The sequence below is a fragment of the Duganella phyllosphaerae genome (assembly GCF_001758785.1).
Classification (GTDB): Bacteria; Pseudomonadota; Gammaproteobacteria; order Burkholderiales; family Burkholderiaceae_D; genus Rugamonas; species Rugamonas phyllosphaerae.
On the sequence record NZ_LROM01000002.1, the window covers coordinates 1 to 26,340 of the forward strand.

The window sequence follows — 26,340 nt, forward strand, 5'->3', positions numbered from 1 at the left end:
ACCCACGACCCCTTGGTTCGTAGCCAAGTACTCTATCCAGCTGAGCTACAGCCGCCAAAACATCATCTGCAACATTGTATCAGATAAACTTTATTTCGCAAAGTCCGACATTTCTATCGGTTTTGTTTGCCTGGCGCACGAAACACCGAACAAAGCCTTTGCAAACAGTTCACCCCTACTCTGCTGCGCTTCTTTCAACCGGCGTGCCGTTCGAAAGAAGCAGCATTATAGGGACGGTTATCGCGCTTGTCCACCCCTCGATCGAGATTCAATTCACGCTGCATCACACGCCATATTCTGCGGCCGCCTTGGCGGTCCACAACGCTTCGTTGTACGAGGGATACGGTTGGCCATAGCAATCGATGGCACCGTTATCGCCAATAAATTTGATCCACCAGCCCTCGCCATCCTCGACGATGCCGATGTCGCCAGTCCGGCAGACCTGCAGCAACTGCTCGCCCGCCTCCAGCAAAATGATGTTGACGCCCCTGTGTTTGACTACCGTTGCCATGGTTCCCCCGTATTAAAACCTGCACTGCAACATGGACGAAAAAGCACACCATTCACGGCGCTTATCTCGATCATCATCAATAAAAATTTGCATTCGTTTGCGCGTTGCAGCATTATTGAGCTGTCTCCTCTATTCTCCTCCAAGGAAATAGATTTAGCCCGCTCCCGTAGCGGGCTTTTTTTTTACCGTGTACGATGCGTTCATCTTGTGAAGAGGTCAACTCGTATGTCATTACCCGATTCGATCGCAGCGCCCGCCCCGGACTGGACCCGCACCGCCCTTGGCGATAGCGCTGCCTGGCCCGCCACTTTGCGGCTGACGGTCGACATTCTGCTCAACTCCCCGCTGCCCATGGTGCTGCAATGGGGCGAGCAACAAATCATGGTCCATAACGACGCGTATGTCGAGCTGCTCGGCCTGCCCAGCCTGCGCGCGCCCGGTGGCAACGTGCCGCCGATGCAGCCGTCGGTGTGGAGCTGGAATCCGGACGTCATCGTCCATGCGCGCCAGGGCCATAGCGCCAGCTACCGCAGCCGCAACCTGCCGGTATGGCGCGACCACGCCTTTACGCAAAAGCCGCTCGACCTGTATTACACCCCGGTGCGCGACGACTACAACATGGTGCAAGGCGTGCTGTGCGCGCTGGCACCGGCGCAGGCAATGCCGGCGGCCGACGCCGGTCGTGCCCTGACGCTGCTGGTGGTGGAAGACAATGCCGACGCCCGCTACCTGGTGTGCGAAACCCTGCGCGCACTGGGCCACGAGGTGGAAGCGGCCGCCAGCGCAGAAGAAGCTCTGCCGCAGCTGGCCAGCCAGCAATTCGACGTGTTGTTCACCGACGTCAGCCTGCCCGGCATGTCCGGCGTGGACCTGGCGCGCCAGGCCCGGCGCGACCAGCCGGCGCTGGAAGTGCTGTTCGCTTCCGGCTACGGCGACGAGCTCACCCGCCACCTGGAATTCCCTGCCCGTTCGTTGCAAAAACCCTACGACATCGACGTTCTGCAAGACGCCCTGGTGCAGCTGGCACGCAGCGTGCAAGCCAAGGCGGCGTAAGCTTCCGGCGCCGTTTCAACCGTGCGGTGGCGAGGCGAACTATCACGCTAGAATGGTCAAACCGTTAACTGTCCAGTGTTAGCTTCGCGCTTCCCCGTGCGCCACACGGCGTGCAGGAGTGGCGCGAAGGCCGCCGCCACCCATGATTTCTCCAAATGAGCCTGTGAGCGCCACCTCTGCCGTCCCGGTAGAAGACGCCGCGCTCGACTATTTACCGCACGCTCTCGACGAACTGCGCCGCGCGCGCGAATCGCTGCGCCAGAGCCAGCACGAACTGCGTGCGCTGGCCGATTCCATGCCGCAGCTGGCGTGGATCGCCGAGCAGGACGGCGCGATGATCTGGTACAACCAGCGCTGGTACGATTACACCGGCACCACGCCACAGGACATGCTGGATGACGGTTGGCGCCGCGTGTATGCGCCCGACTGCATTGACGCGCTCGATCAGATGTGGGACCAGTGCCGCGCCAGCGGCGCAGCCTTCGAGCTGGAAGTGCCGATCCGCAGCGCCAGCGGCGAGTTCCGCTGGTTCCTGGTGCGCGCCAACGCGGTGCGCGACGCCGACGGCAAGCTGGTGCGCTGGTTCGGCACCAGCACCGACGTCGACCAGGTCAAGCGCGCCCAGGAAGCCTTGCGCGATGAAACCGCCGCACTCGAACTGGTCAACCGCACCGGCACCGCACTCGCTGCACGCCGCGACCTGCACCCGCTGCTGCAGGAACTGACCGACGCCGCCACCAGCATCAGCGGTGCCCGCTATGGCGCGTTCTTTTACCAGGCGCCCGACGACAGCGGCGCCAGCGCCATGCGCCATACGCTGTCGGATGGCGCAGGCGACAGCTTCGCCGGCTTTTGCGCGCCGCGCGCGGAGGCACTACTGGTCAGCAACTCCGGCAGCGTGGATGCGCTGCACCGCCAGGCACCCATCCGCAGTGTCGATTTGCCGGCAGAAGCCGGCGCCGACCAGGCCAGCCCCAATCATGGCCTGCCGCCGGGCACGCCATTGGTGCGCAGCTACCTTGCGGTGCCGGTGGCGCTGGGCACCGGCGCGGTGATCGGCTGCCTGTTTTTCGGCCATCCCGAGCGCGCCATGTTTACCGAACGCACCGAGCGCATCATCGGCGGCATCGCCGCCCAGGCGGCCATTGCCATCGACAATGCGCGCCTGTACGAAGCGACCCAGCAAGCGGCCGAAGAGCGCAGGCAATTGCTCGACAGCGAGCGCGAGGCCCGCGCCGAAGCAGAACGCAACAGCCAAATGAAGGATGAATTCCTGGCCACCCTGTCGCACGAGCTGCGCACGCCGCTCACCGCCATCCTCGGCTGGTCGCAAGTACTGCGGCGCGGCACCCGCGACGAGGCCGACCTGCATCGCGGCCTGCAAACCATCGAACGCAATGCCCGCGCCCAGGCGCAACTGATCGAAGACCTGCTCGACATGAGCAGCATTGCCTCGGGCAAGGTGCGGCTCGAGCTGCTGCCGCTGTCGCCAGTGGCGATTGCCAGCGCCGCCATCGATACCGTGCGCCCCGCCGCCGAGGCGCGGCAAATCAACGTCACCACCGAATTCGACAACACGGCCGGCATGGTGTCGGGCGACGCCAGCCGCTTGCAGCAAATTATCTGGAACCTGCTCACCAACGCCATCAAGTTTACGCCGGCGGGCGGCAGCGTCACGGTGGCGGTGCGGCGCGAAGCCGACCAGGTGGCGGTCGAGGTGCGCGATACCGGCGCCGGCATCACCGCCGATTTCATCGGACACGTGTTCGAGCGCTTCCGCCAGGCCGACGCCACCACCACCCGCAAGCATGGCGGGCTGGGCCTGGGTTTGGCAATCGCCAAGCACCTGGTGGAGCAGCACGGCGGCACCATCGCCGCGCACAGCGACGGTCCAGGCCAGGGCGCCTGCTTTACGCTGCGCTTGCCGCGCCGGCCCGGCAAGAACGACGCGGCGCCGACGTCGGCATGTGCTGCACCGCATGATCTGGCCGGCTTGCAAGTGCTGGTGGTCGATGACGACGACGACTCGCGCGAATTGATTCGCCGTATTCTGCACGACTGCCACGCCGACGTGCTCACTGCCGCCAATGCCACCGAGGCGCTGGACATGCTCGAACATGCCCGCCCCCAGCTGCTGCTGACCGACCTGGGCATGCCCGATGTCGATGGCTACGGTCTGCTCGAACGGGTACGTGCGCTGGGCGCGGCGCGCGGCGGCGACATGCCGGCCATTGCGCTGACAGCGTTTGCACGCGTGGAAGACCGCGTGAAAGCGTTATCAAGTGGTTTTTCCGCACATATTTCCAAGCCGGTGGAGCCCGGCGAACTGATCGCCAAAGTCGCCGCTACGCGCAGCGACAAACGCGGAGGTTGACAGTCGCCCCTCTGAGCGGCGATGTGATTCAATAAACAACGGTAAAATTTATTGCAATTTAGCACATTTACCGCTCCTACTTTTAGACGCGGCAATGTCCTACAAGCAATCACGATCATGCTTGCTACACTAGAAAAATCATGGAAACCAGGTAGAATTGTTTCTATTGAGAAATTAATTGTAGATGTGTGCGCCGCAGCACAGCGGTTTGCGATATTATCTATTTATTATGCAATGACGTTTCGCGGCCGGGCCCCCGCCGCTTAGATGACACAGATTGAGAAAAAAATATGCCGAGCCGTGACGATATTCTGCACGCCAAGATCTTGGTGGTGGATGACAGCGCCGACAACGTCGAGCTGATGTTGGAAATCCTGCGCGAAGCCGGTTACACCGACGTTTCTTCGACCATGCTGCCCGAGCAGGTATGCCCCATGCATCGCCAGCATTGCTACGACCTGATCCTGCTTGACCTGCAAATGCCAGGTTTGAACGGTTTCCAGGTCATGAAGGGTTTGAAGGAAATCGAACAAGGCGGTTACCTGCCCGTGCTGGCGCTCACCGCGCAGCCGAGCTTCAAGATCGCCGCCCTCGAAGCCGGCGCGCGCGACTTCATCAGCAAACCATTCGACTTGCTCGAGGTGCACAAGCGCATCCACAACATGCTCGAGGTGCGCCTGCTCTAAAGAGCTGGCGCAATACAGCAAGCAGCAGCAGGAACTGGCGCTGCACGATCCGCTCACCGGCCTGCCCAACCGCCGCCTGCTCGAAGACCGCATCGCCACGGTGCTGCAACACGCCACGCGCCAGCAGAACAAGGCTGCCGTGATGTACCTCGACCTCGACGGCTTCAAGCCCATCAACGACACCTATGGCCACGCGGCCGGCGACGAGATCCTCAAGCTGGTGGCCCAGCGCCTGGTCAGTTGTGCGCGCAAGGAAGACACGGTCGCGCGCGTGGGTGGCGACGAGTTCGTCATCGTGATGGGCAATATCTCGCACGTGGGCGATACCCAGGAGCCCGCCAACAAGCTGATCGAATCGGTGTCGCAGCCGTACATCGTCAACGGCCATACGCTGCAACTGTCCACCAGTATCGGTATCGGCATCTTCCCGGACGACGCCGATGCAGTGGCGGCAGTCATTGCTGTAGCCGATGCGGCACTGTACGAAGCGAAGCGCTCGGGCAAGAACCGCAGCTGCACGGCGCAAACCCTCCGCACCCAGTCCCCCGCCGAGCCTGTGCTGTCCACCGCGGTATGAACAGAAAAATCCGCCATGCCGCGATTGCGGACATGGCGGACATGGCACCTGCCGATCAGGCCAGACAAATTACGCTGGCGTCTTGTCCTTACCCTTCAGATTTTTTGCGTTGTTGCTGTGCTGGTGGTCATGCTTGGCATCGACCATCTCCGGCGGAACCTCGATGCGCGTGATGCCCGCATCGACCGAGACCGGGTCGCTGGCCGGGAAGGTCATCTCCAGGCCGTCGTCGAGCAGGGTTTCCTTGGCTTGTTCGGCCGGGGTGGACTGTTCCAGGTCGGCCAGGGTGGTAATGGCTTGCGCCCATTTGACGAAGTCCATATTGGCCAGGTCGCGCACCGAGTGCACGTTGAATGCCTGCGCCAACGCCTTGGCGTCCTTGGCGCTGATGCCGCGCAGTGCGCTCACTGGCGACGAGGCCAGAGCGCGAAAGCTCAGGCCGACATATTCTTTGTCCACGACAGTATCGATATTCATGATGTGTTCCTTGAGTGGGTGGATACACGTTCACTGTGACAGCGCCAGCGCGGCAGGTCTGTGCGGAAGCAAACACAGGGCAGCGCACTGGTAGCACAGCGCCATAACCTTTCGGTTTTTGACATTCATACAAGCAATTGTTATGATCATCCGGTCTCTCCCGCTGCTGTCCAACCAACGCACCCATGCCAGACAAACCCAAAATCCTGGTCGTCAACGACGACGCCAACAGCCTGTTCGCGTTGACCAGTTTACTTGGGCTATGGGCCGAGCAGGAGTCCTACGAAGTATTGGCCGCGCGCACCGGGCAGGAGGCGCTGCGCCAAGTGCTGATGAACGACTTTGCCGTGATCCTGCTCGACGTCAACATGCCCGGCATGGACGGCTTCGAGACCGCCGAAGCGATCCACGCGCGGGCGCGCTCGGCCGACATCCCCATCATCTTCATCACCGCCTTCCTGGCCGACGAGCTCGACCGGCTAAAGGCTTACCAGCATGGCGCCGTCGACTTCCTGTTCACGCCGGTGATCCCGCAAATTTTGTATGCCAAGATTTCCGTGTTCGTGGCGCTGGCCACCAAGAACGAGGAACTGAAAAAACAGGCGCGCGAACTGAGCTTGCGCACCACCGAGCTGACCGCCTCCAACGGCCGCCTGCGGCGCGAGATCGCGGAACGCCAGGTGGCCGAGCGGGAGAACCACGCCAAGGACGAGTTCCTCGCCATGCTGGGCCACGAACTGCGCAATCCATTGAGCGCCATCAGCAGCGCCGCTGCGCTGATCGGGCTGCCGGGCGTGAGCGTCGATGGCGTGCAGCGCGCCAAGAAAATCATCGAACGCCAGAGCCGGCACCTGGGCCGCATCGTTGACGACCTGCTGGACCTGTCGCGCGCGATGTCCGGCAAGATCCTGCTCGACCGTGCGCCGGTCGACCTGGCCGCCCTGGTGGCCGGCACGTTGGAAACCTTTCGCGCCACCGGCCGCAGCAGCGGCTACGACCTGGCGCACGACCTGGCCGGCGGCTGGGTCGACGGCGACGCCACCCGGCTCGAACAAATCGCCAGCAACCTGATCGACAACGCCCTCAAGTACACGCCGGCCGGTGGCCGCATCGAGGTGCGCACCTGGACCGAGGGTGAGCAGGTCGTGCTCAGCGTGCGCGACAATGGCGTCGGTATTGCCGCCGAGCTGCTGCCGCATGTATTCGATGTGTTCGTACAAGGCGCGAGCACGCTAGACCGTTCGCAGGGCGGCCTCGGCATCGGGCTGTCGCTGGTGCGGCGCCTGGCCGACTTGCACGGCGGCGACATCGAAGCCGACAGCAAAGGCCCCGGCGCCGGCAGTACTTTTACGTTGCGCCTGCCGCGCATTGCCCACCAGGCACCAGTGGTGACGCCAGTGGTGCCGGTTGCCGGCGCCAAACCGAGCCTGCTGTTGATCGAAGATAACGAAGACGGCCGCGAGATGATGACCATGATGCTCGGCTGCTATGGCTACCAGGTGCGCGCCGCCGCGGACGGCTTGCGCGGACTGGACGCGGTGCGCGAGTTCTGCCCCGACCTGGCGCTGGTCGATATCGGCCTGCCCGGCATTGACGGCTACGAGGTGGCGCGGCGCCTGCGCGCCGATCCGGCCACCCGCCACATCAAGCTGATCGCCCTCACCGGCTACGGCCTGGCGGACGACCTGGCGCGCGTGATGGCAGCCGGCTTTGATCGTCACCTGGTCAAGCCGGTCGGCATCGAACAATTAATGGATGCAATCGAAAGTTCCATGCAGGAACCGGTAATACTGTAATGCCAGGAAAATGATTTCCCTGCGGAGCGCCGCCCTGCGGAAAGCTCGGGTATCATCGGAAATGAGACTCCTTCTTTACAACTTACATCAAGTCTTTCTATACAAACAGAGATGCCCATGTCCGTACCGGTCCCACCAGAACATCACGAAGCCCAGCGCAGCGCCGACCTGAGCGAATTGCTCGGTCATGTCCACACGTGCTGGGATAACGAACGGCGCTCGCTGTCGCGCCAGCTGCACGACAGCCTGGGCTCGTCGCTCACCGCGCTGACCATGCACCTCGGCCTGCTGATGCAAAAGCTGCCGGACGACCAGGCGCTGCAGGACCGCGCCGGCCACATGAAAAAGCTGCTGAACCAGATCGTGGAAACCAACCGCCAGATGCAGATCAAGCTGTGGAACGACAAGCTCGAGTTCCTCGGCGTGCGCGTGGCGCTGGGCGAGCTGGTCGAGCAGTTCGGCCAGCAGCACAACATCACCGCACGGTCGAGCCTGCCCGACGACGAACTCGATTGCCCGCGCAGCCACGGCATCGTGCTGCTGCATACGCTGGAAGAAGCGCTGCGCAACATCGTCGCCCACGCTGGCGCCACCGAGGTGGACGTGATCGTGGACGACAATGAAGACGAAGTGATGATGACGGTGAAAGACAATGGCGTCGGCCTGGCCGCCGCCGCTACCACTGCTGCTGCGCCAGCGGGCGCCGACCAGGTCAAATTCGGCCTGCGTATGGCGCGCGAACGCGCCGCCTACCTGGGCGGCACCCTCACCCTGGCGCCCGGCCATGCCGGCGGAGCCATGCTGACGATGATATTGCCGAAGCCGCCGAGCACCTGACCAACCGCCAAAGCTGCGTTGCAGCTCCTCGGCGTACTTTCTTCGTCGCTGCGCCTTGCTTTGAAGGTCCGTCAGGCGCTCGATTTAATTAGTGCAGTTTCACTAAAGGGGTGCTGCGCTTGATCAGGAAGCGGGCCAGCGCCAGCACCCCGGTGCGCACCGTACCCAGCACGGCCTTGTGGTGCAGCAGGTGCAGGCTCACGTACATCAGCCGCGCCACAAACCCTTCGACGAACCAGCTCAAGCCCTTGAGCGAACCCATCAAGCTGCCCACCGACGTGGTCTGGCCGAACGACACCAGCGAACCGTAATCCTTGTATTCGTAAGGCTTGGCCTGTGGCGGCTTGTTGTCGCGCTGGCGCAGGAAGGTGTCGAGCAGGTAGTCGGCCTGCTGGTGGGCGGCCTGGGCGCGCGGCGGTACCGCTTTGCCGTCCGGCCCGATGCAGGCGGCGCAATCGCCCATTGCATAAATCCCGGGAAAACCTTTAACCTGCAAGTGCTGGTCCACGTCCAGCGCGCCCGACTTCACGGTAGGCAGGCCCAGCTCCTTGAGAAAGTCCGGCGCCTTGATGCCGGCCGCCCACACCACCAGCTGGGCCGGATAGACGATGTCGCCAGCGGTAACGCTGTCGGCTGCAATCGCCGTCACGCGGGTGTTGGTCACGACCGTGACGGCGCGCTGGTGCAGCAGGTCGAGCGCAGCGCTCGACACTTTTTCCGGCAAGGGCGCGAGGATGCGCGGCGCGCCTTCGAGCAGGGTGATGCGGATATCGCGCTCGGCCTTCAACTGGCCGAAACCGTAGGTGGCGTACACGCCACTGGCTTCGCGCAGCTCGGCCGCCAGCTCGACGCCGGTGGCGCCGCCGCCGATGATCACCACGTCCACGCCCGCCTGCACGTTGTGCTCTTTTTGCAGCGACGCCAGCGTCAGCAGTTTCAACAGCGTGAGGCGGAAGCGTTCGGCGTCCTCGGTGGCGTTGAGCGAAATCGTGTGCTCGGCAGCGCCCTGCACGCCGAAGTAATTGGAGGTGCTTCCCACCGCGATCACCAAAGAGTCGAAGCCGACCTGGCGCTCGGGCAGCACGACTTCGTTGCGCTCGTCGCCGACGGTAATGGCGCCGATGGTGATGGTGCGCTGGACGTGATCCAGCGCCAGCATGGGGCCATAGGCAAAGGTAAAGCCGTTGTCGTGCGCCAGCATCTGGTATGACAGGCCTTCCTGGTGGACGTCGAGGGTGCCGGCGGCCACTTCGTGCAGCGACGGCTTCCAGATATGGGACAGGCGGCTATCGACCAGCATTACCGCTCCCGGCATCTTGCGGCCCAGCTTACATGCCAGCTCCAGCCCGCCGGCGCCGCCGCCTACGATCACAATTTTGCTATGCAAAGTTTTCTCCCTGTTCGACTCGATCTCTGTGTAATCCCCATGATACCAAGGGTGGCGAAATCTTTCTCTCCACCTCCGAGCAGAGTCCGCCATGCTACAATAATAGTTCGATACCTAACCATTCACAGTTTAATTATATGCCCACTATCGAAGAACGGTTCTCGATGGCCCTGCACGGCAGCGCCCGCGCCTGGCGGCTGGCGATCGACCGCCGCCTGCGCCACCTCGGCATCAGCCAGTCGAGCTGGATGGCGATTGCCCTTACCGCCAAGGAAAAAGAGCCGCCGTCGCAAACCCGCCTGGCCAACCGCGTGGGCGTGGAAGACCCCACCATGGTCGCCACCATCGACCGCCTGGTCAAAGCCGGCTACATGCTCCGCACCCCATCGGAGACCGACCGAAGGGTCAAGCTGCTCAGCCTGACCGAATCGGGCATGCAGGTGTACCGCAGCGTGAAACAGGAAGCCGATGCGATGCGCACCGAGTTGCTGGCCAAGGCCGATCCCGCCGTGCTGGCCATCGTCACGGACTTTCTCGAGCAGATGCAAAGCGATATCGAGTCGGGCATATGAGCGATGTAGTATCGGAAGACGCGGACATCAACCGCACCATGATCACGGTGTCGATCATGCTGGCCACCGTGATCCAGGCGCTCGACGGCACCATTGCCAACGTCGCCCTGCCCCACATGCAGGGCAGCCTGTCGGCCTCGCAGGACCAGATCACCTGGGTGCTGACCTCTTTCATCGTGGCCACCGCGATTGCCACGCCGCTCACCGGCTGGCTGTGCGACCGCTTTGGCCAGAAAAATATTTTTCTCACCGCCGTAGCCGGCTTCACGCTCGCTTCGGTGCTGTGCGGGCTGTCGATGAACCTGGGCGAGATCGTTGCCGCGCGCATGTTGCAAGGGGTGTTCGGCGCGGCGCTGGTGCCGCTGTCGCAAGCGACGCTGCTCGACATCAATCCGCGTGAAAAGCATGGTTCGGCCATGGCCGTATGGGGCATGGGCGTGATGATCGGCCCCATCCTCGGCCCCACGCTGGGCGGCTGGCTGACCGACGCCTACAACTGGCGCTGGGTGTTCTTCATCAACGTGCCGATCGGCGCGATGGCGTTTTACGGCATCTGGCGCTACATCGGCAAGACCGGCGCGCCGCGCAAGATGAAGTTCGACGCTTTCGGTTTCGTCACGCTCAGCGTGGCCATCGGCGCCTTGCAGCTGCTGCTCGATCGCGGTGAACAGAACGACTGGTTTGCCGCCACCGAAACCTGGATCGAGGCGATCGTGCTGGCGCTGGCGTTTATCTATTTTGCCGTGCACACGGCCATGCAGCCGGCCGGCAAATCGTTCTTCGACTACCGGCTGCTGAAAAACGCCAATTATGTCAGCGGCCTGCTGTTCATCTTCATCGTGGGCCTGGTGCTGTTTGCCACCCGTGCGCTGACGCCGACCATGCTGCAAAGCCTGATGGGCTACCCGGCCGCGATTGCCGGCCTGGTGACGGCGCCCAGCGGCATCGGCACCATGCTCGCCATGCTCATCGTCGGCAAACTGGTGGGCCGGGTGGACCTGCGCCTGCTGCTGGGCGCCGGCTTTGCGATTACCGCGTTTTCGCTATGGCAGATGACGCGCTATACGCTGGTGCTCTCGCAGAGCGACATCATCTGGCCCGGCGTGATCCAGGGCCTGGGGCTGGGACTGGTGTTCGTGCCGCTGTCGGCCGCCACCTTTGCCACGCTGTCGCCGGAAATGCGCGCCGAGGGCACGGCGATCTACAGCCTGATGCGCAATATCGGCAGCTCGATCGGCATCGCGCTGGTGCAAACGCTCCTGGTGCGCAACACGCAGACCATGCACGCGGCGCTGACCGAGAAAATCACCATCGCCAATCCGGCCGCGCTCGATGCGTTGGCGGCACCGCAGGGCGCCGCGCTGCTCAACAACGAGATCACCCGGCAGGCGTCGATGATCGCGTACGTGGACGACTTCTGGCTGATGCTGATATTGACTTTGTGCGTGCTGCCACTGCTGCTGTTGATACGGCCAGCCGCAAAACACGAAGCGCCGGCGGTGCACGCCGCCCACGATTGACACCTGATGAGACACACCGTGAAAAAATCTCTACTCACCATGGCGGCCCTGCTGCTGGCCGGCTGCGCCGCGATTCCACCCGACGCGCACATTGCCGCCCAGCGCGACATCACCACCGCCGATTTGACCGCAGACATCCACCTGGCGCGCGAAGGCTGGCCGCAGGCGCGCTGGTGGACTGCCTATGGCGACGAGCAACTGAACGCGCTGGTCGAGCAGGCGTTGCAGGGTGGCCCGAGCCTGGAAGTGGCGGCGGCACGCATCGGCAGCGCGCGCTCGGAACTGTCGCGCAGCATGGCTGACATGGGCATCGACATCAGCGGCTACGCCAACGCCAACCGCCAGCGCTACTCGGGCACCGGCCTGTTCCCGGCGCCCATCGGCGGCGCCTATTTCACCACCGAGACGCTGCGCCTCGAAGCGCGCTACAACTTCGACTGGTGGGGCAAGAACCGCGCCCAGGTGGCCGCTGCCGTCGGCGCGCTCAACGTCGACCGCGCCGCGTATGCCCAGGCCGAACAGGCGCTGGCCGCCGCCATCGCCCAGAGTTATTTCCGCCTGCAAGGCGACTTGGCGCGGCTGGACAACCTGGCGCGCATGACTGCCGCACCAACTGCATTGGCGCAGGACCGCAACCGCCGCATCGACAGCGGCCTGGCCAGCGCCGACGCCAGCCACGCGGCGCAGGCCGAACTGGCCCAGCTGCGCAAGCAGACCGCGCAACTGAACACCGACATCGGCGTCGAGCGCGAAGCCTTGCGGGCCTTGCTCGGCGCCGACCACGCGGCGCTGGCCGATCTCAAGCCGGTGCAGGCGAAGGCGGTGGCGCACGCCCTGCCCGCGCGGCTCGGCATCGACCTGCTGGCGCGCCGTCCCGACTTGCAGGCCGCGCGCTGGAAGGTCGAATCGTCGCTGAGCCGGATCGACGCCGCCAAGGCCGCGTTCTACCCGGACGTCAACCTGACCGGCTCGATTGGCCTCGACACCATCAAGGTGGAGAACCTGCTGCAGGCGGCCAGCCGCACCGTGTACCTGGGACCTACTTTGAGCCTGCCGATCTTCGACAGCCGCCGGCTCGACGCCCAGCTCGGCGCCACCCGCACCGCGCGCAACGAGCGCATCGCCGAATACAACCAGGCCGTGGTGGACGCGGTGCGCGAAGTGGCGCAGGACGCCTTGCAGGTGCAGGGCATCGAACAGCAAATTGCAGAACAGGCAGCCAGCAGTAAGGCGACCGCCGCACAACTGGCGTCGGCGCAAAAACGCTACGAACGCGGACTGGCCGACAACGCCGCGGTGCTCCACGCGCAGCTTGCCGTGCTGCGCGAGCGCGACGCCGACCTGACCCTGCAACAGGTGCAGCGCCTGGCCGAAGTCGCGCTGACCAACGCCCTGGGTGGCGGCTACCATGAGCAGGCGCCGCTGGCCACCGCAATGAAACAGGTACTTAAATAAGCAAACGAGCCCATCATGACCACTGAAAACCAACCAGCCAACGCCGTCAAAACCGCCAACAACAAGAAGCGCAACACCGTCCTGGCCGGCATCACCGTGCTGTTCATCGCCGCCGGCGCCGCGTATGCCGTGTATTACCAGGCGGTGCTGTCGAAAATCCAGGAAACCGACAACGCCTACGTGGGCGGCAACCTGGTCAACCTGTCGTCGCAGGTGACCGGCACCGTCACCGAGATCCGCGCCGACGACACCCAGATGGTGCAAGCGGGCGCGCCGCTGGTCACGCTCGACGCGGCCGACGCCGACGTCGCGCTGGCGCAGGCCGACGCCAAGCTGGGCGCAGCCGTGCGCCGGCAGCGCCAGCGCTACGCCGACGTGGGTCAATACGGCGCCACGGTCGCCCTGCGCCAGCTCGAACTCAAGAGCGCCGAAGACGACCTGGCGCGGCGCCTGCCGCTGGCAGCCGACCATACGATCTCGAGCGAGGAAGTGGCGCACGCACGCCAGGCGGTCAACAACGCCCGCGCCGCCGTGGCCGTGGCAATGAAGCAGGAGCAGGCGGCGCAGGCGTCGGTGGCGGGCGTGGACGTGTCGCATCACCCGGACGTGCTGGCAGCCAAGGCCGACTATCAAGCGGCGTGGCTGGCCGCGCGCCGCAACACCATTGTCGCCCCGGTCTCCGGCTACATCGCCAGGCGCGCGGTGCAAGTGGGCGCGCGCGCCACGCCGGGCACGGCCCTGCTGTCCATCGTGCCATTGGACCAGCTGTGGGTGGACGCCAACTTCAAGGAATCGGAACTGCGCAACATCCGCGTGGGCCAGCCGGCCACGGTGGAAGCTGACATGTACGGCAACAAGGTTGAGTTCCACGGCAAGGTGGTGGGCTTGTCAGCCGGCACCGGCAGCGCCTTCTCGCTGCTGCCGGCGCAAAACGCCAGTGGCAACTGGATCAAGGTGGTGCAACGCCTGCCGGTACGCATCGCCCTGGACACCGCAGAACTGCGCGCCCACCCGCTGCGCATCGGCCTGTCGACGACCGTCAAGGTCGACATCAGCAAAACCGACGGCCCGGTACTGGGCGCGGCCATGCCGCAACAACCGGTGTACCAGACCGCCGCCCTGTCGCAGCCGCTGCAACAGGCCACCACCGCCGCCGACACCATCATCACCCGCAACCTGCACTAAACTTCGGGGGTCAGTGCCTAATGCCGTTAAGTTAAGCTCAGCGTACCCGTCGTACCCGCGAAGGCGGGTACCCAGGTTGTACGAAATTCGTCGAAATGCACGCCAAATTGGGTCCCCGCCTGCGCCGGGACGACGTTTCGATGCTAAAAAAATTAATACTTCAGCTTAACTTAACGGCATTAGGGTCAGTGCCGACATTCGTAACGGCATTAGGGTCAGTGCCGACATTCGGACACGAGCTCAACTTTCAGTAGCTGAGACCGTGTCCGAATGTCGGCACTGACCCCGAACCTGGGGTTGCGGGCCTGGGCTATTTGCGCAGTTCGGCGTCGAGCTCGGTGATGGCGGTTTGGGCCTGGGTGATCACGCGGTCGGCGATGCGTTGGCGCATGCCGGGTACGCGGCCCGCTGCTTCCGCTTCGAGCAGCAGCGGCATCAGCATCTGTTCGGCCGATTCGCGGAAGCCTTGCGCCACCAGGTCCAGCTGGGCGTTGAACGTGTGTTCGGCGCCTTCGAGCTGCTTGCGCAATTCGGCTTCGAAGGCGCTGCGCTTGTCGCGGATTTCGGTGCGCTTGCGCTTGCCGCCGTCGGTGAACCATTTGAAGGCGCCGGCCAGCAGCACCGCGCCACCGACGAACGGCGCCGCCGGCGCCACCACCGGCAGCACCACGGCCGCACCGATCAGGTAGGCGGCGGTACCGGTGCCGGCGGCTGCCACCACGCCGCTCATCAAGGTGACATTGGCAGCCGTATCGACACTGTTGGCCAGCCGCGTGCCGATGCGCAGGCGCGGCATCAGGCGGGCCAGCGCGGAATGGTGCTGGCGCTGGAACATCGACACCTGCCCCAGCCGCATGCCGGACTGGAACAGCCGCAGGTCTTCCTGCAGCAAGTGCAGCGCCTGCTCCTTGCGCCGCACGATGCGGTCGAGCCGGCGCTCCATCTCCTGGCCGAACTGGTTGCGGCCGATGCTCTCCCACACCTCGTCCTCTTTCCACTTGTCGGTGGCCAGGCGGTCGGCAATCGCCAGTTCGATGGCGTTGCCGGCGTCATGCACGGCGTCGTCGATTTCCTCGGCCAGCAGGCGCCGCTCGTGGGCGATGCGCTGCTCGACCAGCACCAGCCGCTGCATCACCTGGCTTTTCATTTCGTCGGCCGTGGCGACCAGGGTGGCGGCAATCGATTCATCGAGGCCCATTTGCCGCGCCTGCTCCAGGTAGGCGGAGATGTCCTGCAGAATGGCCTCGGTGGTGCTGGAGACCAGCGTGTGCAGCTGCGCATGATCGATCTGGCCGGTTTGATAATTGCGCGCATGTTCCACCAGCACCGGCTGGCCGGCGTTGCGGCCGAAATCGGCCACCGCATCGGACAGCGAGCGGCCACGGACCAGGCGCCGCGCCTGCTCGCCCAGGTTGGCCAGCAGGCCGCGTTCTTCCGCCTGCGGCAAACGGTTGAGGTCCTCGGGGGCCAGGCGCACCGACAGGGCCTTGGCCAGCCGCTGCGCCAACGCCCGGGCGTCGCCGCCGTGCAGCGCCAGCAGCGGAATCGCATTGCCAAGCGCATTCTCGCGCGCGGCCTGTTCGATGGGGGCGGCGCTGCGGGCCAGCGCGTTGAGGGCCCAGTCCACGTCGACGCCGGACTCGATGGCGTTGAGCACCAGCGCGGTGAACACGGCCGACGACTTGCCGTCGCCAGCGAGCTCGGTGACGGCGGCAAACTCCGCCAGCGTCAGCTTGCCATCGCGGCCGGCAATGGCGCCTATCGTGCGCGCGTAGGCAGAACTGAAACTCTGGTCGGCGGACAGATGTTCGTCGAGGGTCCGCACGTGGATGGTGTTGGCGGGGGTACCGTGGGGGTTCACACTTGCTCCGTCTGGCTATACTTCATCAATTTCATAAGCTTCATAAGTTTCGTCAGCCTATTTTAACGGATGACAGCAAATCGGACCTCACGCCCCGGTCGCCAGCACCAGCGTCTCCTTGATCTCTTCCATCACGACATAGCTTTTCGACTGCGCCGCGCCCGGCAAACTGAGCAGCATGTCGCCCAGCAGCTTGCGGTACTCGGCCATTTCGTGAATGCGCGCCTTGATCAGGTAGTCGAAGTCGCCCGAGACCAGGTGGCACTCCTGCACCTCGGGGATGCGCAGCACCTCGCGCCGGAACTGCTCGAACACCGGCCCGGACTTCTGGTTGAGCGTAATCTCGACAAACACCAGCAACTTGGCGCCCAGCGCCGGCGGATCGATGCGCGCGTGGTAGCCGGTGATCACGCCATCGCGCTCCATGCGTTTCACGCGTTCGATGGCAGGCGTGATCGACAGGCCGACCTGCTCGCTCAGGTCTTTCATCGAGATGCGGCCGTCAGCTTGCAGGATGTGCAGGATCTTGCGGTCGAGCTTGTCCAGGGTACGGACCGATTCCTTCTGTATTCGCATGAAATTCCACTAGATTTATCGTGTTTTACAGTAACAAAAGCTGGTCATTCCAGCATACCATAGCGGATTATAGGGGCGCGCTGCGTCCAGTCACAATCTTCGGGGGCTCACATGCGCGTACTCATACTCGGCAGCGGTGTCATTGGCGTCACCAGCGCCTATTACCTGGCCCAGGCCGGCCACGATGTCACCGTGATCGACCGCCAGCCCGGTCCCGCCCTCGAGACCAGCTTCGCCAACGCCGGCCAGATCTCGCCCGGCTACGCCTCACCTTGGGCCGCCCCCGGCATTCCCCTGAAAGCCGTCAAGTGGATGATGCAGCGTCACGCGCCACTGTCGATCACGCCCGACGGCACCCTGTTCCAGCTGCAGTGGATGTGGCAGATGCTGCAAAACTGCACGTCCGAGCGCTACGCCGTCAACAAGGAACGCATGGTGCGCCTGGCCGAATACAGCCGCGATTGCTTCAAGGTGTTGCGCGCCACCACCGGCATCGAGTACGAAGGCCGCCAGCAAGGCACCACCCAGTTGTTCCGCACCCAGAAGCAACTCGATGATGCGGCCAAGGATATCGCCGTTCTGCAGGACACCGGCGTCCCGTACGAACTGCTCGACCGCGCACAACTGGTCGGCGCCGAGCCGGGCCTCGATCAGACCAAGCTGGTCGGCGGCCTGCGCCTGCCCAACGACGAGACCGGCGACTGCCAGCTGTTTACCACGCGCCTGACCGCCATGGCCGAAGAGCTCGGCGTCAAATTCCGCTACAACATCGAGATCGAGGCGCTGGTCACCAGCGGCGACCAGATCAAGGGTGTACAAACCGGCAGCGAACTGCTGACGGCAGATTCGTACGTGGTGGCGCTTGGCGCCTATTCCACGCCGCTGCTCAAGGGCCTGGTCAACGTGCCGGTCTATCCGCTCAAGGGTTATTCGATCACGGTACCGATCGTCAATGCCGAGGCGGCCCCGGTCTCCACCATCCTCGACGAGACCTACAAGATCGCCGTCACCCGTTTCGACGACCGCATCCGCGTCGGCGGCATGGCCGAAATCGCCGGCTTCGACAAGCGCCTCAATCCGCGCCGCCGCGAAACGCTGGAGATGGTGGTCAACGACCTGTTCCCCGGCGCCGGCGCCACCGCCGAAGCGAGCTTCTGGACCGGCCTGCGGCCGATGACCCCGGACGGCACGCCCATCGTCGGCCGCACCGGCCTGCGCAACCTGTTTGTGAACACCGGCCACGGCACCCTGGGCTGGACCATGTCGTGCGGCTCGGCGCAACTGCTGGCCGATATCATCTCGGCCCGCAAACCGGCCATCCTGGCCGACGATTTGTCGGTGGCGCGCTACACGGCAGCGCCTGCGGTGCGTCAGCCGCAGCTCGCCAGCGCTTGATGGTTATCGTTTCAACATTAACACTGTTGCATTGCGACCTATATTCGTGAATCGAGGCACGCGCAGGCCAACATGGCGTTGAGCTTGTGCGCTGGCGTGCGTATAATTTTGATCATGAATAAACTCGAAGCATTCGGCCATATTGCGGCCATGGCCATCCGTGGCGAACTGGTATTTCCCACCAGCGTCAACGCCGCCTTGCGGGTGCAGCTTGCGCTCGACGATCCCGATTGCCCGATCGACAAGGCGATCAGCCTGGTGCTGGCCGAGCCCACGCTGGCCGCGCGTACCGTTGCCATCTCCAACTCCGCCATGTTCGCGCGCGCCGGTGCGCCGGTGGTCACCAACGTGCGCGGCGCCATCATGCGCATCGGCTACCAGAACCTGTTCGCGCTGGCCGCCGCCATGGTGGTGCGCCAGTTCGGCAGCAAGCTGGTGGACCCGGCGCTGCGCGTCAAGGCCGAACAGCTGTGGGACCACACCATCGCCGTCGCCGCGCTGGCGCGCCTGATCGCGCGCGAGGTCACCGGCGTCAACGAAGACACCGCGCTGTTTGCCGGCATCGTGCACGAGGTGGGCGGCTTCTACCTGCTCTCGCGCGCCGACGAGTTCCCCGGCCTGCTCGAAGAAGACCCGGAAAACTGGCACTCGGCCAGCGAAGAAATCATCACCCGCGAAGTAATGCGCAAGCTGTGCATCCCCGAACCGGTGGCCGACGCCATCGAAGGGCTGCGCGACGCCTTCATGTCGATCCCGCCCGACTCGCTGCAAGATACGCTGCTGCTGGCCAACCTGCTCACACCGGTGCGCTCGCCGCTGCAGGAAGCCGAGCGCGACCTGCCGCCGCATTCCGAATCGGCGATCGATTTGTTCATCGACGCGGAGCGCATGCAGGCGCTGCTCAAGCAGGCGCGCGACAACGCCGCCGAGATGAGCGCCGCGCTGCTGGTGTGAGCATGCAGCAAGCGCCCCTGTCCTACGGTTCCGACGCGTCGGGCCTGGTGTGCGGCTACGTGTTCGGCCGCGCCCAGGAAGGCGTGGGCATGCCGCTCAACGCCGACGAAGCCTGCGCGTGGCTGGACAACCGCGAGCAGCACCCGGCGGAGTTCATCTGGCTGCACTACAACCTGGCCAATACCGCCAGCGAGAAGTGGCTCAACGAGCACCTGTCGCTGCCCGAGGAATTCTACGAGAGCCTGCACGAGGGACCGCGCTCCACCCGCATCGAAGTGGCCGACAACACGCTGATCGCCGTGGTCAACGACGTGCTGCACGATTTTTCGTTCGACCCGTCCGACATCTCCACCCTGTGGCTGAGCGTGGACAAGCAGGTGGTCATCAGCGCCCGCCGCAAGCCGCTGCGCGCCATCGACAGCTTGCGCAACGCGGTGCGCAATGGCGAACCGATCCGCTCGTCGGTGGAACTGCTGATCCACCTGCTGCGCGACCAGGCCGACGCGCTGATCAAGATCGTGCGCCACGCGATCGCCACCGTGGACAGCATCGAAGACAATCTGCTGGCCGGCAAACTCAATACCAAGCGCGCCAGCCTGGGCGAACTGCGCCGGGTGCTGGTGCGCCTGCGCCGGCTGCTGGCGCCCGAACCGGCCGCGCTGTTCCGGCTGCTGCAAAGGCCGCCGGCCTGGGTGGCCGAGATCGACGCCCAGGAACTGCGCCAGTCCACCGAGGAATTCTCGATGGTGCTGGCCGACATGGCATCGCTGCAGGAGCGGATCAAGCTGATCCAGGAAGAGATCGCGGCGCTGGTCAACGAGGGCAACAACCACAGCCTGTTCGTGCTGACCATCGTGACCGTGCTGGCCCTGCCGATCAACATCATCGCCGGCCTGCTGGGCATGAACGTGGGCGGGATCCCGCTGGCCGACGCGCCGCACGGCTTCCTGGTGGTGGTGCTGATCGTGGCCAGCTTTACGGCAATCGCCGGCTGGCTCGCTTTCCGCCGCCAGCGCGATCTCCGCTGAGTTTTCAGTCGCGATAGATGTACAAGCGCTGCGCGCCCAGCAGCATGAACACCAGTCCCATCGCCAGCGCCACCAGGTTGTCGCGCCGGTAGCTGGCGCGCACGTCGTCCAGGCTGGTGACATCCTTGCCGCCCACCGAGACGCCGTACGCCACGTGAAAGTCGCCCGGCAAAAAGCCCGGATGGTTGGTTTGCCTGGGGTCGAAGCGCACCGTGACCGGGTACAGCCTGGTGGCCGAGCGCAGCGCCGCGCGCAAGCGACCATCGGCGTCACCCTTCACGTGCACCACGAACTGCTGCGGCGTGGTGCGGGCGGCAAAATACATGGCGCCCCGGCTGTCGTAGGTCCAGTCCACCCGGCCGGTGACGGTCTGCAATTGCGCGGCGCTGGGCAGGCGCAGTTCGAGCGCGATGAAGATGCCGATGATGCCGATGCCGAGCAGCAGGAAGAACACCCCGCCACGCCGGCCGCCGAACCAGTTACGCCACTTGCTGATCATGCTCCGCCATTTTCCGTAAAAAGAGCGCCATCATACCGTGCGCTTACGGCCTCGGTAATTAATAAACATTTTTGTTTACTTACGTTGGATGCGCCGTTACAGTAACGCCATGAAAAACTCCCTGCTCATCAGCAGCGCCTGCCTGCTGGCACTGCTCTCCACGGTCGGCGCCGCGCTGCCGTACCCGATCCTGGCGCCGCTGTTTGCGGACGGCACCGCCAACGGCCTCAACACCTTCCTCGGCCTGCCGCCGAAGCTGCTGTTGGGCCTGGCACTAACCATCAATCCGCTGGGCCTGTTGATCGGCTCCGCGCTGCTCGGTCCCATGTCCGACCGCTATGGCCGCCGGCCGGTGCTGCTGGTGACCGCCGTCGGTGCGGCCATCGGCCACGCCATCACCGCGCTGGCGCTCGTGATCGAATCGTTTCCGCTGTTTATCGTGGCGCGCTTCATCACTGGCCTACTGGAAGGTAACGGCTCGGTGGCGCGCGCCATGCTGGCCGATAAACTCGAAGGCGACCTGCGCCGCAAGGCGCTGTCGTGGCTCAACGGCGCGTTCTACATGGGCTGGCTGGTCGGGCCGCTGATGGCCGGCTTCACGCTGGGGTATGGCGTTACCACGCCGTTCTGGATCGCCGTGGTCCTGCTGCTCGGCACCGCCGTGCTGGTGGCCAAGGCGCTGCCGCGCGAGGCGCCGTCGGCCGCCACCACCTCGTGGTGGCAAGTGGCGCGCCACCGCCATGCCCTCAATTTGCTGCGCGAGCCGGAACTGCGCACGCTGTTCATCATCACGCTGGCCTACAGCTGCTGCGTGACCGGCTTCTACGAGTTCTATCCGCTGTGGCTGGTGGAAGTGCCGGGCTACGGCCCGCGCGGCATCGCCTGGGCCACGGCCGCGATGTGCGCGGTAATGACCGCCACGACGATCGTCGCCGGCCGCAAGTTCGCGGGCGAGCCGCTGCTGCGGGCGCGCGGCTTCGCGTACGTGACGTCAAGCCTGATCGCGGTGCTCGCGGTGGGCGACGCCAACATCGGCCTGGCCGCCATCGTGCTGTTCGGCATACCGCACGCCTTCCACAGCAGCATCGTGCCGCACTGGTGCGCCGAGCGCTTCGGCGCCCATGGCCAGGGCGCGGTGATGGGCCTGATCTCCACCACTTTCTGCCTGGCCAATATCGTGATGGCGCTGATCGGGGCGGTGCTCACGCTGATCGACACGCGCCTGATCCTGCTGCTGTCCGCCGCCCTGGGCGCGTGGTCGGCATGGCGCCTGCAACGTTGGCATTACAGCCTGCAGCAGGCGGTGCCGGCGGCAGGAGCGCTGTCATGAACACCGCCGACCAGGCGCTGTTCCTGATCAAGACACGCGGCCCGCAAACCGCGCAGCAGCTGGCCGTGCTGCTCGACCTCACGTCGATGGGCGCACGCCGCCAGCTCGAAGCGTGGCAGGAAAAAGGCATGCTCACCTACGAGGACGTGGCTGATAAACCAGGCCGTCCATCGCGGCGCTGGCTGCTGACGGAAGCGGGCCACGCGCGCTTCCCCGACCGCCACGCCGATCTGACGGTACAGCTGATTGCCCAGGTGCGCCAGCTGTTCGGCGACGCGGGCCTCGACCAGCTGATCGCCTCGCGCGAGCAGGTCAGCGAGCAGCAGTACCGCCAGCACCTGGCCGCAGCCGGGGCCCGCGCCCTGCCCGACCGCGTGGCCGCGCTGGTGCAGGCGCGCAGCGTGGAAGGCTATATGGCGGAAGTGCAAACCGCCGATGACGGCGCCCTGCTGCTGATCGAAAACCACTGCCCGATCTGCGCGGCCGCGCGCCAGTGCCAGCAATTCTGCCGCTCGGAGCTGGAATTGTTCCAGCGCGTGCTGGGCAGCGATTGCTCGGTTGGACGCGTGGAGCATATGCTCAACGGCGCAAGACGCTGCGTTTACGTCATCAAGAGCGTCTAAAAAAACCTCCATAGCGGCGTTGCTGCGCCTTGCTCTGAAGGTTTTGTTAGACCCTCCAAACGGTCTCCAAATAAACTTTAATTCCGGAAAATAGTAGGAACAGGAAATTAGTTGTCAAGCCGCATGGACAAGCTCCGTGTAGCCGTTTGACGGGAGTCAAGTCCCTCAGTGCTGGTCAGCCGACAATCAGTGCATCCCGAGCCGCCCACCCAGGCCTCGCATGCTTTTTGAAGGTACCGCACAATGTCCGTTTCCGTCCAATACCCCGCTGTTTTATTCCGCCAGCTGTGCGTGCGGCTGGCCGCCATCAACCGCAGCGGCAAACGCCTGCTGATGTGCGTGGCCGATGGCGCGGCATTGCCCCTGTGCCTGGTGCTGGCGATGGCAGTCATCACCGGCGCCATGCCGCCGTGGCCCGCCGCTTTTCTGCTCACCGCGCTCAGCGTCTCGGCGCTGTCGATTGCATCGCTGTACGGCGCAGCCCTGCGCCAGCTCGAACAGCGCACGCTCATCCTGGCCGGCCTGGCGCTGGGCGCGGCCACTGTCGCGCTGTACCTGCTGACCAAGGATGGCGCAGTGGCGCGCATTCCCGGCCCGGTGCTGGCCATGTACTGGCCGCTGGCGATGTTGTACCTGATCGCCTCGCGCGCCGGCATGCGCGCCCTGCTGCGCTCGCTTCTGCATCACCAGGTACCGCCAACGCTCGATCGCGCCGCGCGCCGCCCCCTGCCCGACTTCGCCCCCGAACAACTGCTGGGCCGCCCGCCGGTGCAGCCCGACAGCGCGCTCTTCGCCCGCTGCGTGCGCGGCAGGAACGTGCTGGTCACCGGCGCCGGCGGCTCGATCGGCAGCGAATTGTGCCGGCAAATCGCCAGCCTGGCGCCGCGCTGCCTGCACCTGGTCGATCACAGCGAGTTCGCGCTCTATACCATCGCCCAGGAACTGCGCACAAGCTGGCCGCAACTGGTGCTGCACGCCCACCTGGGCTCCGTGTGCAGCGAACGCATGCTCGAACGCGTGATGGGCCACGCGGCCATCCACACCATCTATCACGCGGCGGCATACAAGCACGTCTCCATCGTCGAAACCAATATGGTCGAGGGACTGCGCAACAACGTCGTCGGCGCCCGCAACGTCGCTGCCGCCGCCGCGCGCCACGGCGTGCACACCTGCGTGCTGGTCTCGTCCGACAAGGCGGTGCGGCCCAGCACCATCATGGGCGCCAGCAAGCGCCTGTCGGAACTGGTGTTCCAGGCCGCGCAAGATGATGCGTCCGGCGCCACCACGTTCAGCATGGTCCGCTTCGGCAACGTGCTGGGATCATCCGGCTCGGTGGTGCCGCTGTTTCGCCAGCAGTTGCAGCAAGGTGGCCCGCTCACCATCACCGACGCCGCCATGGAACGCTACTTCATGCTGATCCCGGAGGCCGCGCAACTGGTAATCCAGGCCGGCGCCATGGCAGAAGGCGGCGAGGTGTTCGTGCTCGACATGGGCGCGCCGCTGCGCATCGTCGACCTGGCGCGGCGCATGATCGCGCTGGCCGGCCTGACCGAGCGCACCCCGCACCATCCGCAGGGCGACATCGACATCCGTTACGTCGGCCTGTACCCCGGCGAAAAGCTGCAGGAAGAGCTGCTCATCGCCGACGGCGCCACCCCCAGCCGCCACCCGCGCATCCTGCGCATGAAGGAACAGGCGCTGCCCGCCGCCCTGCTCGACCAGTACCTGGAACTGCTGCTGGTGGCTTGCGCCAGCAACGACCGCTGCCTGATCGAGGCCATGCTCAAGACCATCATCACCGAATTCACGCCGCAAACCGCCGTGCGCAGCGCCGACAGCGAGGCCGCGCTGCGCCGTCTGCGCGTGCCACCGGTGGCGGCCGTGGCGCCGGTGGCGGTCCACGCTTCCTGATTTTGCTTCCTGACTGTGCTTCCAATTGTCGTTCCAGATCTTCATTCCACCGCAAGGAGTAGCCCCATGCGTCAATTCTGCCCTGCCGTCACCGACCGCAAGCTGCGCTTCGCCCTGGTCGGGTGCGGCCGCATCGCCCGCAACCATTTTGGCGCGCTGGCCCAGCATGCCGACCGCTGCGAACTGGCGGCCGTGTGCGACGTCGATGCCGCCGCGCTCGACCGCGCCGCTACCGACACCGGCGCCGTCCCGTTCGACAACCTCGACCACATGCTCGCGCGCAGCGACATCGACGCCTGCATCATCACCACGCCGTCGGGGCTGCATCCGGACCAGGCGGTGCGGGTAGCGCGGGCTGGCCGCCACGTCATCACCGAAAAGCCGATGGCCACGCGCTGGGAAGACGCCAAGCGCATGGTAGGCGCGTGCGATGCGGCCGGCGTGCGCATGTTCGTGGTCAAGCAGAACCGCCGCAACGCCACGCTGCAACTGCTCAAGCGGGCGGTGGACCAAAAGCGCTTCGGCCGTATCTACATGGTCAATCTCAACGTGTTCTGGACTCGCCCGCAAAGCTATTACAACAGCGCGCCGTGGCGCGGCACCTGGGAGTTCGACGGCGGCGCCTTCATGAACCAGGCCAGCCATTATGTCGACCTGCTCGACTGGATCATCGGCCCGATCGAGAGCCTGCAAGCGTACACCGCCACCCTGGCGCGCGACATCGAAGTGGAAGACACCGGCGTGATCAGCCTGCGCTGGCGCAACGGCGCGCTCGGCTCCATGAACGTCACCATGCTGGCCTACCCGCACAACCTCGAGGGCAGCATCACCATCCTCGGCGAGACCGGCACCGCACGCATCGGCGGCGTGGCCGTCAACGAGGTGCAGCAATGGGACTTTGCCGTGCCCCACGACGACGACGCCAAAGTCCAACAGGCCAGCTACGAAACCGCCTCGGTCTACGGCTTCGGCCACCCGCTCTATTACGACAACGTGGTCAAGGTGCTGCGCGGCGAGGCCGAGCCGGAAACCGACGGGCGCGAAGGACTGAAATCGCTGGAAGTGCTGATCGCCGCCTACCGCTCCGCGCGCGACGGCCGCCGCGTGGCATTGCCGCTCGACTACTAGGAGAGCACCATGGACAACCTTGTGCACGCCAGCGCGATAGTCGATGCCGGCGCGGTGCTGGGCGCCGGCACCCGCGTCTGGCACTTCAGCCACGTGTGCGGCGGTGCGCGCATCGGCAGCCAATGCTCGCTGGGCCAGAACGTTTTCATCGGCAACGACGTCGTCATCGGCCACAACGTCAAGATCCAGAACAACGTCTCGGTGTACGACGCCGTGGTACTGGAAGACGACGTGTTCTGCGGTCCCAGCATGGTCTTCACCAACGTCCACAATCCGCGCGCGGCCGTGGTGCGCAAGCACGAGTACCGGCGCACGCTGGTGCGAACGGGCGCGTCGATCGGCGCCAACGCCACCGTGGTGTGCGGCGTGACCATCGGCGCATACGCGATGATCGGCGCCGGCGCCGTGGTCACCCGCGACGTGGCCGATTTCGCACTGATGGCCGGGGTGCCGGCGCGCCACATCGGCTGGGTCAGCCGCCACGGCGAACGCCTCGACCTGCCGCGCGCCGCCCATGGCGATGGCCAGGCGCGCTGCCCGCACACCGGCGACGTGTACACGGTGGCGGGCGGTGTCTGCACCGTTCAAACAGCAAGCTAATCCAG

22 protein-coding genes and 1 pseudogene are annotated in these 26,340 nt (G+C 64.9%); 17 read left to right on the forward strand and 6 right to left on the reverse strand.

Annotated features, from left to right (window positions below; translation table 11 throughout):
* Positions 1-283: 283 nt before the first annotated feature.
* Positions 284-511 (reverse strand): hypothetical protein, encoded by a 228-nt coding sequence (locus DUPY_RS00010; protein ID WP_070245689.1) that lies wholly within the window; start codon positions 509-511, stop codon positions 284-286.
* Positions 512-736: 225 nt separating this feature from the next.
* On the opposite strand from DUPY_RS00010, the gene DUPY_RS00015 reads away from it, so the two are divergent.
* The 3 genes and pseudogenes from DUPY_RS00015 (at position 737) to DUPY_RS00025 (ending at position 5,201) form a co-directional block, all read left to right on the forward strand.
* Positions 737-1,564 (forward strand): response regulator, encoded by an 828-nt coding sequence (locus DUPY_RS00015; protein WP_070245690.1) that lies wholly within the window; start codon positions 737-739, stop codon positions 1,562-1,564.
* Between the two features lie 142 nt (positions 1,565-1,706).
* Positions 1,707-3,938, forward strand: coding sequence for a hybrid sensor histidine kinase/response regulator (locus tag DUPY_RS00020; protein ID WP_070245691.1), 2,232 nt, complete (start codon positions 1,707-1,709; stop codon positions 3,936-3,938).
* A 290-nt stretch (positions 3,939-4,228) separates the two neighbouring features.
* A pseudogene (locus DUPY_RS00025) lies at positions 4,229-5,201 on the forward strand (response regulator).
* A gap of 69 nt (positions 5,202-5,270) precedes the next feature.
* Here the strand turns inward: DUPY_RS00025 and DUPY_RS00030 are convergent.
* Positions 5,271-5,678 carry a hypothetical protein gene (locus DUPY_RS00030; protein ID WP_070245692.1) on the reverse strand — a complete coding sequence of 136 codons (408 nt, stop codon included), beginning with the start codon at positions 5,676-5,678 and terminating at the stop codon, positions 5,271-5,273.
* Between the two features lie 185 nt (positions 5,679-5,863).
* Here DUPY_RS00030 and DUPY_RS00035 point away from each other — a divergent pair, with 185 nt between their 5' ends.
* Together DUPY_RS00035 and DUPY_RS00040 are read left to right on the forward strand one after the other, a co-directional pair.
* Positions 5,864-7,474 (forward strand): response regulator, encoded by a 1,611-nt coding sequence (locus tag DUPY_RS00035; RefSeq protein ID WP_070245693.1) that lies wholly within the window; start codon positions 5,864-5,866, stop codon positions 7,472-7,474.
* 111 nt (positions 7,475-7,585) lie between these two features.
* Positions 7,586-8,311 (forward strand): sensor histidine kinase, encoded by a 726-nt coding sequence (locus tag DUPY_RS00040; RefSeq protein WP_084640466.1) that lies wholly within the window; start codon positions 7,586-7,588, stop codon positions 8,309-8,311.
* 88 nt (positions 8,312-8,399) lie between these two features.
* On the opposite strand, the gene DUPY_RS00045 is transcribed toward DUPY_RS00040, so the two are convergent.
* Entirely contained in the window at positions 8,400-9,698 is a 1,299-nt protein-coding gene (locus tag DUPY_RS00045) for an NAD(P)/FAD-dependent oxidoreductase (RefSeq protein ID WP_070245694.1), read from the reverse strand.
* Between the two features lie 137 nt (positions 9,699-9,835).
* On the opposite strand from DUPY_RS00045, the gene DUPY_RS00050 reads away from it, so the two are divergent.
* The 4 genes from DUPY_RS00050 to DUPY_RS00065 are packed head-to-tail and all read left to right on the forward strand — an operon-like array spanning position 9,836 to position 14,430.
* Positions 9,836-10,270, forward strand: a complete 435-nt coding sequence (locus tag DUPY_RS00050) for a MarR family winged helix-turn-helix transcriptional regulator (RefSeq protein WP_070245695.1) — start codon at positions 9,836-9,838, stop codon at positions 10,268-10,270.
* Positions 10,267-11,790, forward strand: coding sequence for an MDR family MFS transporter (locus DUPY_RS00055; protein ID WP_070245696.1), 1,524 nt, complete (start codon positions 10,267-10,269; stop codon positions 11,788-11,790). The genes DUPY_RS00050 and DUPY_RS00055 overlap by 4 nt, the downstream gene beginning before the upstream one ends.
* A gap of 18 nt (positions 11,791-11,808) precedes the next feature.
* Complete coding sequence (locus DUPY_RS00060) at positions 11,809-13,245, forward strand: efflux transporter outer membrane subunit (RefSeq protein ID WP_229255177.1); 1,437 nt, start codon at positions 11,809-11,811, stop codon at positions 13,243-13,245.
* Positions 13,246-13,260: 15 nt separating this feature from the next.
* Complete coding sequence (locus tag DUPY_RS00065) at positions 13,261-14,430, forward strand: HlyD family secretion protein (RefSeq protein WP_070245698.1); 1,170 nt, start codon at positions 13,261-13,263, stop codon at positions 14,428-14,430.
* Between the two features lie 310 nt (positions 14,431-14,740).
* On the opposite strand, the gene DUPY_RS00070 is transcribed toward DUPY_RS00065, so the two are convergent.
* Together DUPY_RS00070 and DUPY_RS00075 are read right to left on the reverse strand one after the other, a co-directional pair.
* Positions 14,741-16,291, reverse strand: a complete 1,551-nt coding sequence (locus DUPY_RS00070) for a hypothetical protein (RefSeq protein ID WP_070245699.1) — start codon at positions 16,289-16,291, stop codon at positions 14,741-14,743.
* 87 nt (positions 16,292-16,378) lie between these two features.
* A complete protein-coding gene (locus DUPY_RS00075) occupies positions 16,379-16,867 on the reverse strand; it encodes an Lrp/AsnC ligand binding domain-containing protein (protein WP_070245700.1) in 489 nt (162 codons plus the stop codon).
* A 111-nt stretch (positions 16,868-16,978) separates the two neighbouring features.
* On the opposite strand from DUPY_RS00075, the gene DUPY_RS00080 reads away from it, so the two are divergent.
* The 3 genes from DUPY_RS00080 (at position 16,979) to DUPY_RS00090 (ending at position 20,244) form a co-directional block, all read left to right on the forward strand.
* Entirely contained in the window at positions 16,979-18,262 is a 1,284-nt protein-coding gene (locus DUPY_RS00080; protein ID WP_070245701.1) for a D-amino acid dehydrogenase, read from the forward strand.
* A gap of 114 nt (positions 18,263-18,376) precedes the next feature.
* The gene (locus DUPY_RS00085; RefSeq protein WP_070245702.1) at positions 18,377-19,216 is read left to right on the forward strand and encodes an HDOD domain-containing protein; all 840 of its coding nucleotides are present in this window, start codon (positions 18,377-18,379) and stop codon (positions 19,214-19,216) included.
* 2 nt (positions 19,217-19,218) lie between these two features.
* A complete protein-coding gene (locus DUPY_RS00090; RefSeq protein ID WP_070245703.1) occupies positions 19,219-20,244 on the forward strand; it encodes a transporter in 1,026 nt (341 codons plus the stop codon).
* 4 nt (positions 20,245-20,248) lie between these two features.
* Here the strand turns inward: DUPY_RS00090 and DUPY_RS00095 are convergent, their stop codons facing one another.
* Positions 20,249-20,743 carry a hypothetical protein gene (locus DUPY_RS00095; RefSeq protein ID WP_070245704.1) on the reverse strand — a complete coding sequence of 165 codons (495 nt, stop codon included), beginning with the start codon at positions 20,741-20,743 and terminating at the stop codon, positions 20,249-20,251.
* 109 nt (positions 20,744-20,852) lie between these two features.
* Here DUPY_RS00095 and DUPY_RS00100 point away from each other — a divergent pair, with 109 nt between their 5' ends.
* The 5 genes from DUPY_RS00100 to DUPY_RS00120 all read left to right on the forward strand — a co-directional run bounded on the left by DUPY_RS00100 (position 20,853) and on the right by DUPY_RS00120 (position 26,335).
* Positions 20,853-22,073: an MFS transporter gene (locus tag DUPY_RS00100; RefSeq protein ID WP_070245705.1), complete on the forward strand. Its 1,221-nt coding sequence runs from the start codon at positions 20,853-20,855 to the stop codon at positions 22,071-22,073.
* Positions 22,070-22,696, forward strand: a complete 627-nt coding sequence (locus DUPY_RS00105; RefSeq protein WP_070245706.1) for a helix-turn-helix transcriptional regulator — start codon at positions 22,070-22,072, stop codon at positions 22,694-22,696. The genes DUPY_RS00100 and DUPY_RS00105 overlap by 4 nt, the downstream gene beginning before the upstream one ends.
* A gap of 243 nt (positions 22,697-22,939) precedes the next feature.
* Positions 22,940-24,607, forward strand: a complete 1,668-nt coding sequence (locus tag DUPY_RS00110) for a UDP-N-acetylglucosamine 4,6-dehydratase family protein (RefSeq protein ID WP_070245707.1) — start codon at positions 22,940-22,942, stop codon at positions 24,605-24,607.
* 66 nt (positions 24,608-24,673) lie between these two features.
* Positions 24,674-25,735 carry a Gfo/Idh/MocA family protein gene (locus DUPY_RS00115; protein ID WP_070245708.1) on the forward strand — a complete coding sequence of 354 codons (1,062 nt, stop codon included), beginning with the start codon at positions 24,674-24,676 and terminating at the stop codon, positions 25,733-25,735.
* 9 nt (positions 25,736-25,744) lie between these two features.
* Entirely contained in the window at positions 25,745-26,335 is a 591-nt protein-coding gene (locus DUPY_RS00120) for an acyltransferase (RefSeq protein ID WP_070245709.1), read from the forward strand.
* The last annotated feature ends 5 nt before the right edge of the window (positions 26,336-26,340 follow it).